This window comes from Proteus sp. CD3 (genome assembly GCF_008808075.1).
GTDB classification, from domain to species: Bacteria; Pseudomonadota; Gammaproteobacteria; order Enterobacterales; family Enterobacteriaceae; genus Proteus; species Proteus appendicitidis.
In genome coordinates this window covers 1,383,554-1,399,667 of record NZ_CP019686.1, presented here as the reverse complement: position 1 = coordinate 1,399,667, position 16,114 = coordinate 1,383,554, and the positions used below count along the sequence as shown (strand labels likewise).

Annotated in this window: 16 protein-coding genes; 12 read left to right on the top strand and 4 right to left on the bottom strand. The window is 36.9% G+C overall.

Annotated features, from left to right (window positions below; genetic code table 11):
- Window positions 1-18 precede the first annotated feature (18 nt).
- Window positions 19-732: a MarC family NAAT transporter gene (locus tag BTA34_RS06390; protein WP_151434933.1), complete on the top strand. Its 714-nt coding sequence runs from the start codon at window positions 19-21 to the stop codon at window positions 730-732.
- Here the strand turns inward: BTA34_RS06390 and BTA34_RS06385 are convergent.
- A complete protein-coding gene (locus BTA34_RS06385) occupies window positions 729-1,400 on the bottom strand; it encodes a transglycosylase SLT domain-containing protein (protein WP_151434932.1) in 672 nt (223 codons plus the stop codon). The genes BTA34_RS06390 and BTA34_RS06385 overlap by 4 nt on opposite strands.
- Before the next feature lie 597 nt (window positions 1,401-1,997).
- Between BTA34_RS06385 and BTA34_RS06380 the strand changes: the two genes are divergently transcribed.
- The 5 genes from BTA34_RS06380 (at window position 1,998) to BTA34_RS06360 (ending at window position 6,585) form a co-directional block, all read left to right on the top strand.
- A complete protein-coding gene (locus BTA34_RS06380) occupies window positions 1,998-2,906 on the top strand; it encodes a metal ABC transporter substrate-binding protein (protein ID WP_151434931.1) in 909 nt (302 codons plus the stop codon).
- Entirely contained in the window at window positions 2,903-3,790 is an 888-nt protein-coding gene (locus BTA34_RS06375; RefSeq protein WP_151434930.1) for a manganese/iron ABC transporter ATP-binding protein, read from the top strand. Before BTA34_RS06380 ends, BTA34_RS06375 begins: the two co-directional genes overlap by 4 nt.
- A gap of 2 nt (window positions 3,791-3,792) precedes the next feature.
- On the top strand, window positions 3,793-4,704 hold the full coding sequence (locus BTA34_RS06370) for a metal ABC transporter permease (RefSeq protein WP_151434929.1): 912 nt from the start codon (window positions 3,793-3,795) through the stop codon (window positions 4,702-4,704).
- Window positions 4,701-5,558 (top strand): metal ABC transporter permease, encoded by an 858-nt coding sequence (locus tag BTA34_RS06365; RefSeq protein ID WP_151434928.1) that lies wholly within the window; start codon window positions 4,701-4,703, stop codon window positions 5,556-5,558. Before BTA34_RS06370 ends, BTA34_RS06365 begins: the two co-directional genes overlap by 4 nt.
- A 154-nt stretch (window positions 5,559-5,712) precedes the next feature.
- Window positions 5,713-6,585, top strand: a complete 873-nt coding sequence (locus BTA34_RS06360; protein ID WP_151434927.1) for a fructosamine kinase family protein — start codon at window positions 5,713-5,715, stop codon at window positions 6,583-6,585.
- A 135-nt stretch (window positions 6,586-6,720) separates the two neighbouring features.
- Here the strand turns inward: BTA34_RS06360 and BTA34_RS06355 are convergent, their stop codons facing one another.
- Window positions 6,721-7,260, bottom strand: a complete 540-nt coding sequence (locus BTA34_RS06355; RefSeq protein WP_196736649.1) for a YniB family protein — start codon at window positions 7,258-7,260, stop codon at window positions 6,721-6,723.
- A gap of 200 nt (window positions 7,261-7,460) precedes the next feature.
- Here BTA34_RS06355 and hxpB point away from each other — a divergent pair, with 200 nt between their 5' ends.
- From hxpB to BTA34_RS06325, 6 genes are all read left to right on the top strand, one after another.
- Window positions 7,461-8,129, top strand: coding sequence for a hexitol phosphatase HxpB (gene hxpB, locus BTA34_RS06350; RefSeq protein ID WP_151434926.1), 669 nt, complete (start codon window positions 7,461-7,463; stop codon window positions 8,127-8,129).
- A gap of 309 nt (window positions 8,130-8,438) precedes the next feature.
- On the top strand, window positions 8,439-9,005 hold the full coding sequence (locus BTA34_RS06345) for a metal-dependent hydrolase (protein ID WP_151434925.1): 567 nt from the start codon (window positions 8,439-8,441) through the stop codon (window positions 9,003-9,005).
- A gap of 243 nt (window positions 9,006-9,248) precedes the next feature.
- Window positions 9,249-10,640 (top strand): L-cystine transporter, encoded by a 1,392-nt coding sequence (locus BTA34_RS06340; RefSeq protein WP_151434924.1) that lies wholly within the window; start codon window positions 9,249-9,251, stop codon window positions 10,638-10,640.
- 144 nt (window positions 10,641-10,784) lie between these two features.
- Complete coding sequence (locus tag BTA34_RS06335) at window positions 10,785-11,639, top strand: hypothetical protein (protein ID WP_265576320.1); 855 nt, start codon at window positions 10,785-10,787, stop codon at window positions 11,637-11,639.
- Between the two features lie 377 nt (window positions 11,640-12,016).
- On the top strand, window positions 12,017-12,421 hold the full coding sequence (locus BTA34_RS06330) for a DUF6088 family protein (RefSeq protein WP_151434923.1): 405 nt from the start codon (window positions 12,017-12,019) through the stop codon (window positions 12,419-12,421).
- A complete protein-coding gene (locus BTA34_RS06325; protein WP_151434922.1) occupies window positions 12,405-13,370 on the top strand; it encodes a nucleotidyl transferase AbiEii/AbiGii toxin family protein in 966 nt (321 codons plus the stop codon). The genes BTA34_RS06330 and BTA34_RS06325 overlap by 17 nt, the downstream gene beginning before the upstream one ends.
- Before the next feature lie 84 nt (window positions 13,371-13,454).
- Here the strand turns inward: BTA34_RS06325 and htpX are convergent, their stop codons facing one another.
- Together htpX and BTA34_RS06315 are read right to left on the bottom strand one after the other, a co-directional pair.
- The gene (gene htpX / locus BTA34_RS06320; protein ID WP_088495802.1) at window positions 13,455-14,333 is read right to left on the bottom strand and encodes a protease HtpX; all 879 of its coding nucleotides are present in this window, start codon (window positions 14,331-14,333) and stop codon (window positions 13,455-13,457) included.
- Window positions 14,334-14,740: 407 nt separating this feature from the next.
- Window positions 14,741-16,093 (bottom strand): OprD family outer membrane porin, encoded by a 1,353-nt coding sequence (locus BTA34_RS06315; protein WP_151434921.1) that lies wholly within the window; start codon window positions 16,091-16,093, stop codon window positions 14,741-14,743.
- Window positions 16,094-16,114 lie beyond the last annotated feature (21 nt).

Below are 16,114 nucleotides of genomic sequence, written 5' to 3'. Positions count from 1 at the left end.
TGGGAGCTTTTATATTCCATGCACTCTGTTTACCAGTTTTTTCAGGCTATCGGTCTTGGTCTTATTTTGCTTTTGCCTTTAACTAATCCATTAACGACTGTTGCTCTTTGGCTTGGCCTTTCAGGCAATATGACAAAGGAACAACGTAATCAACAATCCTTAATGGCATGTGTATATATTTTCCTCATTATGACCATCGCGTTCTATGCGGGGCGGATCATAATGACAACGTTTGGTATTTCGATCCCCGGTCTTCGTATTGCAGGTGGAATGATCGTTGCCTTTATTGGCTTTAGTATGCTGTTTCCAAACACACCTAATGTCGATGATCCTGTTTCAGACGATGACAATCCACATCATAATCCCAAAGAGCCTAATATTGCCTTTGTTCCTTTAGCAATGCCAAGTACAGCAGGACCCGGAACCATTGCAATGATAATTAGTACAGCGGCTTCAATCCCCTCGCGTACTGATATTGCACAATGGGTATTGTATATCGCCCCTGTGACAAGCTTCTTTTTAATTAGCGTTATTGTTTGGGTATCACTTCGTGGCTCCACCCGCATTATGAAATATTTAGGTCACAGTGGTATTGACGCTATTTCTCGCGTAATGGGATTTTTATTAATCTGTATGGGTGTTCAGTTTATGATCAATGGCGTTCTTGAAATTATTGCTGATTTGCCTGCTTTATTAAAACAGGCTCAAGCAGCTGCTAATTTGCCAGATTAATTATCACCTGCATGGTAAGCCGCCCTGACTTTTGCTAAATAACGCGGTGCTTGAGAAGCCGGATGATTTTTTTCAACATAACGATAAAAATCATCCGCACTCATTGAGTTAATTTTAGCGATAGCATTATCTCTATCTTTATCAAATGTTCTTAATAAAGCGCCAGCGCCATTCACATAAGCAAGAATAGTAGCGTAATAAAGCGTTTCAGGATCGGCAATACCAACAAGGTGGCGCTCTCTTAATAATTGAATATAAGCTGTACCCAAATCGATATTAATGGCGGGATCTTTTAGTTGAGCCGTTGTTGGCTGCCCTGCCTTGCCTCTATTTTGGTAAACATCTCTTCCCGCGGTTGATGCTTTAATTTGCATTAATCCAACTGCATTTGATTTGCTAATAACTTCAGGTCTAAAGTTTGATTCAACTTGGATAATCGCCTTAATTAATGTTTCATCAACATCGTAACGGCTTGAGGCTTGCTGTATATGGTTATCAAAAGGAGTTGATCTCCATTGTGCCGTTGAGATTGAAGCATTATTAACGCGATTCTCTACTGGTTTTTGGCTTAAAAATCGTGATGTTTCTTTTTGAACAGGTTGACGAGCATGATCAGCACAACCAGCAAGAAGCAAAATTGCCAAAGAAAAGATGATGTTTACTTTCACGTTTTATCCTTTTGCATAAAGGGTTGTACAAAGACTGCTTTATATATCAATAAGCTATAGATATATTATTCTATTTTCACGCAAAAATGCATGCTAAAATATGGCAAAGCATAAGAAATAAATCAATCTATTACTACTTCTAGTGTGTGCGTTTTATCTCAAATCTATCCTCTTCCCCACATTGCCTTCCAAATATATTAATCAGAATAGGATCTGCCATCACAGGTTTATATCGTGTTATAACTTAATTTTTGAATAAAATTTGAATAAGTAATGTGCATTAAATGCAATGTAAAAGAGGTGTTGAAAGGCAGCGATAAAACTGTAGAGGCATAATCCACCTTGGGTGAATAAAGGAACGTGGTTTTTTATACGTAATAAAAATAAGCTCTTGCACAAATAGTTACGAACTATTGTTAATTTTTGTGACAAAACTCGACAATCTACTTAACATTTATTGGAATACATGTTGTTATCTTATTTCTAGTCATTATCAAATGAAGCTTTTTACACAGAGATAACTTGACTTTTTTGAAATGATATTGATAATCATTATCAATTGAGAAAATAACTCTGCAACTATAAGGCAATAATAATATGGATATATTTCGCTCTGTAAACAAATTTTCACTCACGGCTTTGTGCCTTGTGGCATCTGTATTTTTAACAGCACCTACACAAGCAAAAGATAAACTAAAAGTTGTCACCACATTTACTATTATTCAAGATATCGCTCAAAATGTGGCTGGAGATGCCGCAATTGTCGAATCAATCACAAAACCCGGTGCTGAAATTCACGATTACCAACCGACTCCTAAAGATATTGTAAAAGCTCAAAAGGCTGATCTTATCTTATGGAATGGCTTAAATCTTGAACGTTGGTTTGAACGTTTTTTTAATGAGTTACGTAACGTACCCGCTGTTGTTGTCACTGAAGGCATCACACCAATAGCAATCAGTGAAGGTGCTTACAAAAACAACCCTAACCCACATGCGTGGATGTCACCGAATAATGCATTAATTTATATTGAAAATATTCGCAAGGCGCTTGTTGAACATGATCCAGATAATGCAGCTATTTATAATCAAAATGCGGCACGCTACGCAGAAAAAATTAAACAGCTTGACGCACCATTAAGAGAAAGATTATCTCGCATTCCACAAGAAGAGCGTTGGTTAGTAACCAGTGAAGGTGCATTCAGCTATTTAACTAATGACTATGGCTTTAAAGAAGTTTATTTATGGCCTATCAATGCAGAAGAACAAGGCACACCTCAACAGGTTAAATATGTGATTGATACCGTTAGAGAACATAAAATCCCTGTTGTCTTTAGTGAAAGTACAATTTCAGATAAACCAGCAAAACAAGTCAGCAAAGAAACAGGCGCAAAATACGGTGGTGTTCTTTATGTTGACTCACTTTCCGCTGAAGGTGGCGAAGTTCCTACTTATATTGATTTAATTACTATTACAGTAGATACAATTGCGAAAGGATTTGGGCAATGAGCAATATAAAAGCTAATCCTACGTTGACTGTTGATAATGCCACAGTAACTTACAACAACGGTCATACAGCTATTTTCGATGCAAGTTTTTCTATCACTGGTGGCACTATTTGCGCCCTAGTGGGTATCAATGGCAGTGGTAAATCCACTCTATTTAAAACCATTATGGGGCTGGTAAAGCCCTCTAAAGGTAAAGTGACATTAAACGATAGCCCTATCCAGCAGGCGTTAAAACAAAATATGATCGCCTATGTTCCACAAACAGAAGAGGTTGACTGGAACTTTCCCGTTCTCGTTTCTGATGTTGTGATGATGGGACGCTATGGAAAAATGGGATTTTTTCGTATTCCTTCAAAACGTGACCATGAAGTTGTTGAAGCATCATTAGAACGCGTGGGCTTATCAGGCTTAGGGCATCGCCAAATTGGGGAGCTTTCTGGTGGTCAGAAAAAACGTGTTTTCTTAGCGCGTGCAATGGCTCAAGAAGGTACTGTTTTATTACTTGATGAACCTTTTACTGGTGTCGATGTTAAAACAGAAAATGCCATTATCGAGCTTTTACGCAATTTGCGCGAAGAAGGTCACTTAGTTTTAGTTTCAACACATAACCTAGGAAGTGTGCCTGAATTTTGTGACCACGTTATTTTAATCAATAGAACAGTGTTAGACAGTGGTCCAACTGAAACGACGTTTACACAGAAAAACTTAGAGCACGCATTTGGTGGTGTGTTACGCCACATTAGCTTATCAGGTTCTGATCTTCATGATGATGACGATCCACGTTCACTTACTGTCATTACCGATGATGAACGTGCTGCTGTCTTTTATGGTCATCAAAAAGAGCATACTCCAGCGCACCAAAGCCAACGCAAACAAGGAGATTAGCCATGCTAGATTTACTCCTACAACCTTTTGAATATAACTATATGGTGAAAGCAATTTGGGTAAGTGCCTTAGTTGGTGCTGTCTGCGCTTTTCTTTCATCCTATCTTATTTTGAAAGGTTGGTCGTTAATGGGAGATGCCCTTTCCCACTCTGTTGTTCCCGGTGTTGCTGGGGCTTATATATTAGGTTTACCTTATGCAGTGGGTGCTTTTTTTACCGGTTTGCTCGCTGCATTATCAATGACATTTATTCGTCATATTACTCGCCTTCGTGAAGATGCCGTTATTGGTTTTATTTTCTCCACTTTTTTTGCCTTTGGTCTGTTGCTGGTTTCGCTTAAACCGACAGCCGTCAACGTTCAGACCATTATTCTCGGAAATATTTTAGGTATTGCTGATGAAGATGTATGGCAAGTAGTGATCATCACAGGTGTCTCTTTCTTAGTTTTATTTTGTATTTGGAAAGATTTGCTAGTGGTTTTTTTTGATGAAGTTCATGCAAAATCCATCGGTTTATCGCCATTAAAATTAAAAATTATCTTTTTTACGCTTCTGAGCGCATGTACTGTTGCGGCGCTTCAAACTGTTGGCGCCATCCTTGTCATTGCTATGGTAGTGACTCCCGGTGCAACAGCTTACTTACTCACAGATCAATTTAAACGACTTGCTATTATTGCTATCTGTATTGGCACAATCACAAGTGCTGTAGGCGCTTATCTTAGCTACTTCTTTAATGGTGCAACAGGTGGCGTGATTGTCACAATGCAAACATCACTCTTTTTGTTGGCTTTCTTATTTGCCCCTAAACACGGTATGTTAGCCGCTCGCCGTCGTGCTCGTCAGAGTTCACAAGAGTTGATCACACAATCTCACCAGCATAAAGGATCAACAAAACCAGAAGAGGTGAAACTATGAATGAGTTGATGGAGTTTTTCATTGAGCCTTTTCAATATCCATTTATGCAACGTGCTATTGTTGCCGCGATTATCATAGGTATCGCCTGTGCTATTTTATCTTGTTATATGGTATTAAAAGGCTGGTCTTTGATGGGGGATGCAATCTCTCATGCCGTTTTACCCGGTGTTGTTCTTGCTTATGTCACCGCGATCCCGTTAACAGTTGGTGCCTTTCTTTCTGGATTATTTTGCTCTTTTGCCACCGGTTATTTAAAAGATCACAGTCGCATTAAAGAAGATACTGTAATGGGGATCGTATTCTCAGGCATGTTTGCTGTGGGGTTGGTCATTTTTGCCAGTGTCGATACAGACCAACATTTAATGCATATTTTATTTGGTAATATTTTAGGCATTACACCTGATGTATTAATTCAAATCGGCATTATCTGTGTAATTACCATCACTATTATGCTTATTAAGCAAAAAGATTTTATGCTTTATTGCTTCGATCCTAACCAAGCAAGAATTGTTGGTCTACCTGTCACATTATTACACTATGGATTGCTGTCTATTTTGGCATTAACCATTGTTGCTTCAATGCAAGCGGTTGGGATTATTTTAGTTGTCGCCATGCTTATTTCACCGGGGATCACCGCGTATTTATTAACACGTAGTTTTTCACGCATGATTATGTTGGCAATTGTATTTTCTGTCGCTTCTAGCGTTATAGGCACATTTATTAGTTTCCATATTGATGGAGCAACAGGTCCTTGTATTGTGCTAACGCAAGCTGTGTTCTTTATTATTGCGCTACTCTGTAATCAGATAAAGTTGGCAAAAATAAAGCGACAAACAAAACCCGCTAGCGCCTGATAATATTTTTTATCTCAGCAAAAACGGGATAATCATCCCGTTTTTTAGCTTTATACTTTATTGATTTAATTAAAGTGTTATTGTCATAGTATAAACATCGCTCGTTATTATTTTATTTGGGTCTACTAAGTAAACAACTTTGCGAGGTGTAAGTATGTGGCAGAATATAGGTCGTTTACTGGAATCAAACTTAGGATTTTCAGCAAAGATAAACGAAAAACTCCACCTTTCTAGTGGCGATATTCATCATACATGGAAAATTTATTATGGTGATACGCCAGTTTTTGTGAAATCTAATTTGCGTGAATTTTTGCCTAATTTTAAAAATGAGGCAGAACAACTCGAAATGTTAGCTAAAAGCCAAACAATTCGAACGCCTCGGGTTCTTGGTATTGGTAATAGTAAAGATGCCAGCTTTCTACTCCTTGAATTTTTGCCTGTTCAACCATTTACACCTCATAGCGCCTATTGTTTTGGACAACAACTAGCAAGACTACATCAGTGGGAAGAACAACCTAGCTATGGCTTTGATTTCGATACCCAAATCGATACAACACCTCAACTTAATAGCTGGGAAAAACGCTGGAGCCACTTTTATTCTGAAAAACGTATTGGTTTTCAGCTACAACTGGCTTCTGAGAAAGGTATGATTTTTGGGGATATCGACGAGATAATCCAAATTATCAATCATCGTCTTGCTGATCATAATCCACAACCCTCTCTGCTTCACGGCAACTTATGGCCTAAAAACTGTGCTGCGATTGGTCAATCAGAAGGTACAGTGTTTGATCCTGCTTGTTATTGGGGTGATCGAGAGTGTGATATCGCGATGTTACCACTTTGCACAGCCGTGCCTGCAAATATTTTCGATGGTTATCAAAGTGTTTGGCCATTATCAGATAAATTTTTATCACGCCAGCCTATTTACCAACTCTATTTCTTCCTCAACCGTTGTAATTTATTTGGGGGCGAAGAAAATTATTTAGAAGTCAGAAAAATAATTGATGATCTATTAGCAACACCTTAATAGGAAAAGAGTGGAATAGCTCTGAGATAAAATGCATAAACTAAAAAATATAACCTCGCCAGATTCAGTTACGCGAGGTTTATTTTTCCCTTCAGTTAATATAAATGAACCATCCTCGTTCACTTTAAAGCCGTGTTACCATCCTAAAAATTTCATCAAGAAATAACCTATTGCAATAACAATCAGAGGTGACAGATAAAGCACCATAATTTGTGTAAAAATAGTATGTCGAGGTAATTTAATATTTTGTTGCAATTCTTCAGCAGTCACACCACTTTTCATTGCACGTTCGATAATAAGCTGGTCTTGTATATTTTCTTTCAAATATTTCACTTGGCGATAAATTCGTAATCCTGATGCACTGAATGCTAAGCCAATAAATATAAAAAGAAAGATAACAAAAAAAGTGATATTTTCTTGGCTAAATCCCATTTGTGTATTGGGAATAGGTGAATTTCGCCAGAAAAAACCTAAAAAAGGCGTATTAAATTGCACCATTTCTGCTAATACACGAAAAAAATCATTAATTACGGCATTTACACCATCGCCGGTTGGGCGTTGTATTGCCGCCAAGCCTATCAATGATACTGCTGTTGAAATAAAGGCAGGAATAAAAATAAGCCAACCAAGTACACGCTTTAAAATGGCATACAATCCTGCATATTGATAACTCATCACATCCTCACTAATAGAATTCGTCAATATCTTATCTGTTTATCGTAGTCTAGTTAACGGCTAATACGACAATAAATTAATAGTAGCTATTCTCTCTATTTATTTTACAAAATAAATAAGAAACTGATTAAAAAGATTTTCCTTGTAACTCTTGCTACAATCGCCACTCGACAACATAGACCTTATTTATGGAGAGTAACATGTCTTTTAAATTCCCTATTGAAGCTGCAATATTTGATATGGATGGTTTATTAATCGACTCTGAACCATTTTGGCAGCGAGCAGAACATGAGGTCTTTGCTGAATTAGGCGTCGATTTATCCCTTGCATCGGCAATGCCCGATATGGTTGGGTTAAGAATAAACGAAGTCATTGATTTATGGTATAAAGCATCACCTTGGCAAGGCGTTTCAAAACAAGAAGCAAAACAAAAAATGGTTTCTCGTGTTGTCAAATTGGTTGAAGAAACAAAGCCACTATTACCGGGTGTTGAGCATGCCTTAGAGCTTTGTAAATCATCAGGGTTAAAAATTGCACTTGCATCGGCATCTCCTGATTTTATGCTTGAGCGTGTACTCGAGTTGTTTAATATTCGCCATTACTTCTCAGCCGTCGTGTCTGCCGATGAGTTACCACATAGCAAACCACACCCTGAGGTTTATCTAAACGCAGCTAAAGCGCTTAATCTTGACCCTATCCACTGTGTTTCATTAGAAGATTCTCGCAATGGCATGATTGCTTGTAAAGGCGCAAGAATGCGCTCTATCGTCGTGCCTGCAACAGAACAATTTAATGATAAGCAATGGGGCTTAGCGGATGTAAAAATTGCATCACTTAATGAACTAACACAACTGCATTTATTAGGCTAATTTCCATAAATAAAAAGGGTATTTTGCTTTGTAAGATATCCTTTTTGTTCTCTTTTAATATTTATCGCCTCACAAACCACCTTTTGTACTTTTGCTCTTCCTCTTATATATTTTGCTTACAGCCACTCGCCATTATCTTATTTTTTAGTTTTTTATCCTAAATTCGATCATTTTTAAATCAATCAAATAAAATATTCCTGTTATCCCTTAATATTTAAGACAATTTTTATCTTTTTTGTCTGTTAGTTATCGCCAAAACCTTTTATACTTCATTACTGTATAAATGAACAGCAAACGAACAGACACGGAATGACAGCAGAAGGACATCTACTTTTTTCTGTAGCAACACTTGTGTTAGCACAGAAACTTGAAATAACGCCAGCTATTGCTCATGGTGATTGGTTTCACATGATCCCTGCTGTCTTATTAGGCTCCCTTCTACCTGATTTGGATCACCCTGGCTCTATTCTTGGGCGATTATTCCGTATTATCTCTCTGCCTCTATCAAAGCTCTGTGGCCATCGAGGTTTTACGCATAGTTTACTTGCATTTTGTGGTTTAGCTATTTTGTGGGAAACCCAAGTTTCACCACGTTGGGATATTTCTGCCGATATCTTTCATGCCCTTTTATTGGGTTATCTTAGTCATCTCATTGCCGATATGTTAACTCCTGCGGGCGTTCCTTTCTTGTGGCCTTTAAAAATGCGTTTTGCATTACCTATTTTAGGTAAAAAGAATAATAAAAAAGGCGAGAGATTTATTTCTGTTTTGATCCTTGTTGGCGCACTTTTTTTACCTCCACACCTTACTGTTACCCTACCTTCGCAAGTCAACAACTGGTTACAGATGTACCACGATAAGCGCACTAACTTTTAACATCCCCTGACAAAACCCTACGTTTTTCTATTTATTTATAAATTCTTACATCTTTTTATACCTACTTTCCTTGTCTTTATAACCAAACGATTATATAAAATATTAATTAATTATAAAAAGTTATTAACAACCCTGTTACTATATAACGAATTGATGCTGTTATATCCTTTCTTATTACCTAAGAACTCATATCGCATACAATCGTTGAATTTATATAAATAAAGATCTCGTTGGAGAGTTAAGATGAATTTTCCGTTAATTATTAACGTACTCGTCTTTGTTGTGCTATTACTCATCTTGGCTAAATTAAGTCAACGTCAGTGGAGCCTTTCAAAGAAAGTTCTTGTTGGTTTAGTTTTTGGTGTTGCTTTTGGACTAGCACTACACGCATTCTATGACTCACACGATCCTATTATTAAAGAATCTATTCTTTGGTTTAATATCGTGGGTAATGGCTATGTACAGCTGTTGCAAATGATCATTATGCCATTAGTATTTGCCTCTATTCTTAGTGCCGTAGCTCGTTTGCATCAAGCATCATCACTAGGAAAAATTAGTGGTCTCACTATTGGTACACTGTTATTTACCACCGCTATTTCTGCCTTAATCGGTATTGTTATTGCTAACTTATTTGGCTTAACAGCAGAAGGCTTAGTACAAGGTGAACAAGAAGCACAGCGCTTAATTGCACTTGAACAAAATTACATGGGCAAAGTTTCTGACTTAACGATGCCACAGCTTATTTTGTCATTTATTCCTAAAAATCCATTTGCTGATTTAACAGGTGCCAGCTCCACATCGATTATTAGCGTTGTTATCTTCGCGACTTTCTTAGGCATGGCGGCGTTGAAATTACTCAAAGAAGATCAGCCTCGTGGTGAGAAGGTTTTAGTCGCGATTGATTGCCTACAATCATGGATCATGAAACTGGTTCGCATTGTTATGATGTTAACACCTTATGGTGTAATGGCGCTGATGACTAAAGTTGTTGCAAGCTCCAATATGCACGACATCATTCAATTAGGAAGCTTTGTTGTTGCCTCTTATGTTGCTATTGGCTTAATGTTTGTTGTTCATGGATTACTGGTCAGCTTCACAGGTTTAAATCCGATTAGATTCTTCAAAAAAGCGGGACCTTTATTAGCATTTGCATTTACAAGTCGTTCAAGTGCTGCAAGTATTCCGTTGAATATTGAAACACAAATTAAGCGTGTTGGTGTGCCAGAATCTATCGCCAGCTTCTCATCCTCTTTTGGTACAACAATTGGCCAAAATGGTTGTGCAGGTATTTACCCTGCGATGTTAGCTGTTATGGTTGCGCCTACTGTGGGAATTAACCCATTAGATCCAATGTGGATCGCAACTTTAGTTGCTATCGTGACTGTTAGCTCTGCTGGTGTTGCTGGTGTGGGTGGCGGTGCAACATTTGCAGCCCTTATCGTTTTACCTGCCATGGGCTTACCAGTGACATTAGTTGCCCTGTTAATCTCAGTAGAACCGTTAATTGATATGGGACGTACAGCATTAAACGTTAGTGGCTCCATGACAGCGGGTACAATTACCAGTCAAATTATGGGACAAACGGACAAAGCTGTCTTCAACCAAGATGAAGAAACTGAACTTACCGTAAAATAAACGTTATCTACCTCTATTGATAAAGCCAGTTCATTTGAACTGGCTTTTTTTTGTATCTATATTAAGTTACGTATCTTCTATCTATTTAATTCACCGATATCAATAAAAAACTTATAAATATAACAAGGTAAAATCGTGCAAAAAATGATGCGAGTTTTACGTAAACTCTATAAATATGAAAATAGTCAATATGATCCAGAACGTCAGGTTTCACTTTATTCCCTTGATATTCTGTCAGAAAAAGAAAAAGCCTTGTTGTCTGAGTCCAATTGGCAACCTAATATCATAGAAAGATTTGCTGATCACGCTGATGTTATTTCGAAATTAAATAGCTTAAAGAATAATCCATTACTCACCCAAAAGCGTTGCTTAGATGCTTTTGTTGCAGGTGTCGGAGGTAGTTATCTTAGAGGTCGCTCTGTTTTAGGGGCTTTTCATAAATTGCAAAATTTGCCATTACATAATTATGAAGAAAAGCCTCAATATGCCTGCTGTTGGGTTTGTAGTGATAAAGATCAGCAAAAACATATTAATGACAGCTATTTTCAATATTGCCTCTATTACGGTAATTCTTATACTGGCAATCCTACTTATGCTTACTTGAATTTAAAACATCTACTGACCGTCCCCCCTATCAGCCCAACTCCCACAGATAAAGAGATCTTTAAGCAATTGCTCGATTTATTACGCCATGCGCCTGAAGATGACACTCCGGGTAAGTTTGAAAAGCGGTTAAATGAGGCTAAATTAGTTTCTGGTGATAAATATACCAAACGAGGTATTTTGCACTCACTTGCCTTAGTTGGTGTTATTCCCAATGCCTACATTCCATTATATTTAGATCATTGGGCGAATTTCGGCGATATTACCATTGCAGAAAATCAACTTAATAACACAAAAGGTCGCTCTGATATGGAAATGCCATGGGCGGGCTGGAAAGGTGCTCTTAAAATTGATGAGAAAAAACTGATGGCATACTTTGGCGAGCATTTAGATTAAATACCCTATTATTCCGCATAAATAATAGGAAGCGCTCAATAAACTAAGGTCAGTTCAATTTGAGCTGGCTTTTTTGTATCTCTATTAAGTCGCATATCTTCTATTTTTGTCATCCTCCAATATCAATAAAAACCCTCTAAACATAACAAGACAAAATCGTGCAAAAAATCATATATCTTTGGTTAGTAATTAATTTGATTGTTATAAATATCTTTACTAACAAAACTTACTCACCACTCTAAGAAATCAATATAATTTATAATAAAAACAATTAATTAAACTTTTAAATTATCATCGGATAAAATTAAAATGTCGTATTTTTGCTATCATTAATGTCGTATTTTTGCTATCATAATATTTGACTTAAGGAGGAAATCATGACAATAAAAGATAAAATTGAAACACGTTTAAAACGTTCAAAACGTAATGTTTTCTTTCGTAAAGATTTTAATGATATAGCAGGTTATGATCAAATAGGTCGGGTTTTAAACTTACTTATCCAAGAAGGTGTTTTGCTAAGAGTTGGGCAAGGTGTTTATACCAAAGCCCGCCGTAACCAAATTACAGGAAAAACAATGCCAGCAGCCCCTGGTGGGTCAGCATCAGTTATTATTGAAACACTTGATCGTCTCAAAATACCTTATTTACTTGGTGATGCCACCAAAGCATACAATGAGGGTAGTTCAACTCAAATTCCTGCATATGTTGAAATAAAAACCCCTCGTCGTTTTAGCCGAAAACTCATAATAGGGAATAGCAAAATTAATGAAAAAACAAATTGATTTATTCCCTGATGTTGCAGATGCTCTCGGTATTGATTCCGTATCTATTGTTGAAAAAGACTTTTATATCATTGAGCTATTAAAAATAATTAAAGATGCAGCTTACCATTCCCATCAACTTGTTTTTTCTGGTGGTACAGCACTATCTAAATCAGGAATAGCATTAAACAGAATGTCTGAAGATGTTGATATAAAAATGGTACCAAATGTTCAGTTTTCATCCAAGTCAAGGGAGCAGCGTAAAAAAATTAGGCGTGAATTAATTGGCTTAATTATAAAGAAAATAGAATCATTAGATTTTTTTAAAATTAACTTAGAAAATGCAATTAAACGTGATGAATATCGCTACTACGAAGTAGAAATACAATACCCTCAAAAGCACCAGCAAGCACCTTGCTTAAGACCCTTCATTAAACTTGAATTTATCGAAACAGAATTATTAGAGCCACCCGAAAATAGAAACATTAGCTCATTAGTTACACAATTAACGGATCAAGGAGATGTAATTGAATCACTTCCATGTGCTACAAATGAATCAACTCATGTGGAGAAACTTATATCAATAATGCGTAGAACAGCATCATTAAATCGTGGTTATGATCGATTTGACGATAAATCATTAGTTAGGCATATTTATGATAATTATTGTATTGTCACTCACCAACCACCTGATTATCAAAAACTCAGTATTTTTATGTATAACTGTATACAACAAGATATAGCACGATACTCAAACCAGTATCCTGAATTTTGCGAGTTTCCACTTAAAGAATTGCAACTAGGGCTAGATAGATTACGTGATGACCCAATTCATGAGCAACGTTATCTAAAATTTGTTTTACCGATGGTCTTTAGCAAAAACAAAATCACATGGAAAAATGCATATGCAACATTTCATTCAACAGCCTCTATTTTATTAAATATCCTTAACGAAAAATATTATGATTAAAAAACGCCAGAAAGATTTAACTCTCTGGCGTTTCTATTTTTAGCGAAGCATTAACCATATTTTCTTTAATGCTATCATTCAATCTTATTTCAAATACTCACCATTGCGCAGTGCTTCAATACGCTTATCTAATGGCGGATGAGATAAAAATAACTCGCTGAATGACTTATTACGACCATTGATACAGAAAGCCATCATGCTACTTTCTTCTTGTGGCTCGTAACTCGTTTTCAAACGTTGTAATGCCGCTATCATTTTTTCACGGCCAACAAGCTTTGCAGAACCCGCATCCGCATGGAATTCACGATAACGAGAGAACCACATGGTAATAATGCTGGCAAGAATACCGAATACAATTTCCAGAACCATTGAAACCCCCATATAAACCCATGGGTTTCCGTTGCTATTTTCACTCTCTTCGTCATTAGAGATAAAGTTAGCAACAAATTGAGCGATGATACGAGAAATAAAGATAACGAAGGTATTCACAACACCTTGCAGTAAGGTCATGGTTATCATATCACCATTAGCGACATGGCTAATTTCATGGGCAATAACCGCTTCTGCTTCATCTCGACTCATACTAGCTAACAAACCAGTACTCACAGCCACCAGCGAAGCATCACGGCGAGCGCCTGTTGCAAATGCATTAATATCGGGCGCATCGTAAATTGCCACTTGTGGCATTTTAATGCCGACTTGTTCAGATTGTCTTCTTACCGTATCTAATAACCAACGCTCTACTTCTGAAGTTGGGTTTTCAATAACTTGACCACCCACTGAACGTAATGCCATCCATTTTGACATTAATAGTGAAATAAATGCACCACCAAAGCCAAACAATCCCGCCATGATCATCAAGCCTTGAACACTACGACCTTGTATACCTGTTAAAGATAAGATGATCCCAAAAACAAACATAACAGCTAAGTTTGTTAACAGGAATAAAGCAATTCTCATCATATTGATACTGTTCCTATTTTATCTAATTATCACATTGCTAAAACTGTCTTATAAATAAGGCTTTTTTAGATTTTATCAAGCTTTTTAACCTATTTAATATTAAAAACGATATAACTTTACATTTTGATAAAGAAATAGTCAGTGAACACCTAATATTAGGCATCATTTAAAACTTAAGTATAAAGTGAGATTGATAATAGATGATATGAGTTTTCTGTTTTGTCGAACGAAAGGAATTTATTTAAGAAAGGCTTGTATTGTTGAATATCATAACCACAGGTTTACCATAAAGATGCCATCATTTACGATAATCGATAGAGTCATTATCTCTGTATTTTTATGCACGACTCACAATATATGCAAGTCGTGCATCTGATACGAGCAATAAACTCAATTAACGCTATAAATTACATTTTAAAACGATATGTGGTTGTCATAGAGCCTGATAATGAATGAGCTCGTTGTGAGTGGCCATCATAAAGTTTTGGTGTGGTATAGTCGTTTTCTTGCTGGTGGTGCCAGCCGATACCACCGCTTAAAGAAACAGAAAGATTTTTTGTAGGTTTCCAGTAGCTAAATAAACCAAATTGCCCTTGTTTTAATCTTTCACCAGAATAGCTGAATTCACTATAGTTGGTACGCGCACCAACAGACAGTTCTTTGCTAATTCTGTATTCAGCTTCCAATGCACCCATAACCTCACCATCACGTACATAGTCGATATCTGCGTAAGCAGGTGAGTTAAAGCGTCCACGGGTATTACCAATTGGGTTACGAGCAAATTGACCAACACCATTAGCTTTTTCTGCATCGGTATATGTCACACCTGTACGTAATGTCCATGGTGATTCTGGAATGCGCCATTCCATAGTACCTGCAAAGTGCCATGCATCATTATCAAAGTTACGTTTACCCTTATTGGCATCACTTAATGTACGTTTACCATCACTACCGTAATCATGATAATAAACAACACCGCCAACAGTAACATCTGAGGTTAATTTATATTTTGCTTCTAAACCATGTTGACGGAATACATCATCCGCTTGACCATAGAAATAAAATACTTTTAACGGTTTAGAGTTATAGTTGATGCCACCAGTCAGCACATGGTCGATATTATGTCTAACGCCATTGCCATCGCTAAAATACATTCTGTCGGTATTTGGGCTATCACGACGCATTACTTTACCATCAAGGAATAGTAAATCTAAGCTCCAGTCGCCCATTGCAGTGTTAGTTGCATAACCATTGTAGCTGTTTAATGATAAACGCTGTGAGTTTGTAAAAATACCGGTATTTTTCAGAGTAAACCAACCCGCTTTACCGTTAATTAATACAGGATCTAAATCGAATTTAACTTTTGCAAAGCGTTGACCAATTTTGTTATAGCCTTTTGCGTCGCCATCATCATTATATAAAATTGCACGAGAGGCGAAGTCTTTACTTGCGCCTAATTTGATACCACCATAATAAGAGACGTCAAATCCTAGGATGCCACCTAAATAACCTGATTTGAAATCAGCTTGGAAGTTTTGACCCCAAGCATTGGCAACTTGCTTTCTGTAACGTTGCTCTTCTTTATCAAAACGGTTTTCAGTTTTTAAGTATTTCCACATATTGATTGTAGAAAGTTCAAGTTCTGAATCTGAAATAAACGCGCTTTCTTTAATTGAGTCTTCCCAATTTGCAGCATTAGCAGCGCTTACTGCTAAGAAGCAAGGAGACAACATAAACAATACTATTTTTTTTACTTTCATCTTAATGCAACCTGGTTAATA

Coding starts and splice junctions, on each gene's coding strand:
- BTA34_RS06335 (WP_265576320.1), top strand. CDS start 10,785: ATGATGCGAGTTTTACGTAAACTCTATAAATATGAAAATAGTCAATAT.
- htpX (WP_088495802.1), bottom strand. CDS start 14,333: ATGATGAGAATTGCTTTATTCCTGTTAACAAACTTAGCTGTTATGTTT.
- hxpB (WP_151434926.1), top strand. CDS start 7,461: ATGTCTTTTAAATTCCCTATTGAAGCTGCAATATTTGATATGGATGGT.
- BTA34_RS06325 (WP_151434922.1), top strand. CDS start 12,405: ATGAAAAAACAAATTGATTTATTCCCTGATGTTGCAGATGCTCTCGGT.
- BTA34_RS06360 (WP_151434927.1), top strand. CDS start 5,713: ATGTGGCAGAATATAGGTCGTTTACTGGAATCAAACTTAGGATTTTCA.
- BTA34_RS06340 (WP_151434924.1), top strand. CDS start 9,249: ATGAATTTTCCGTTAATTATTAACGTACTCGTCTTTGTTGTGCTATTA.
- BTA34_RS06380 (WP_151434931.1), top strand. CDS start 1,998: ATGGATATATTTCGCTCTGTAAACAAATTTTCACTCACGGCTTTGTGC.
- BTA34_RS06365 (WP_151434928.1), top strand. CDS start 4,701: ATGAATGAGTTGATGGAGTTTTTCATTGAGCCTTTTCAATATCCATTT.
- BTA34_RS06375 (WP_151434930.1), top strand. CDS start 2,903: ATGAGCAATATAAAAGCTAATCCTACGTTGACTGTTGATAATGCCACA.
- BTA34_RS06370 (WP_151434929.1), top strand. CDS start 3,793: ATGCTAGATTTACTCCTACAACCTTTTGAATATAACTATATGGTGAAA.
- BTA34_RS06355 (WP_196736649.1), bottom strand. CDS start 7,260: ATGAGTTATCAATATGCAGGATTGTATGCCATTTTAAAGCGTGTACTT.
- BTA34_RS06345 (WP_151434925.1), top strand. CDS start 8,439: ATGACAGCAGAAGGACATCTACTTTTTTCTGTAGCAACACTTGTGTTA.
- BTA34_RS06390 (WP_151434933.1), top strand. CDS start 19: ATGCACTCTGTTTACCAGTTTTTTCAGGCTATCGGTCTTGGTCTTATT.
- BTA34_RS06315 (WP_151434921.1), bottom strand. CDS start 16,093: ATGAAAGTAAAAAAAATAGTATTGTTTATGTTGTCTCCTTGCTTCTTA.
- BTA34_RS06330 (WP_151434923.1), top strand. CDS start 12,017: ATGACAATAAAAGATAAAATTGAAACACGTTTAAAACGTTCAAAACGT.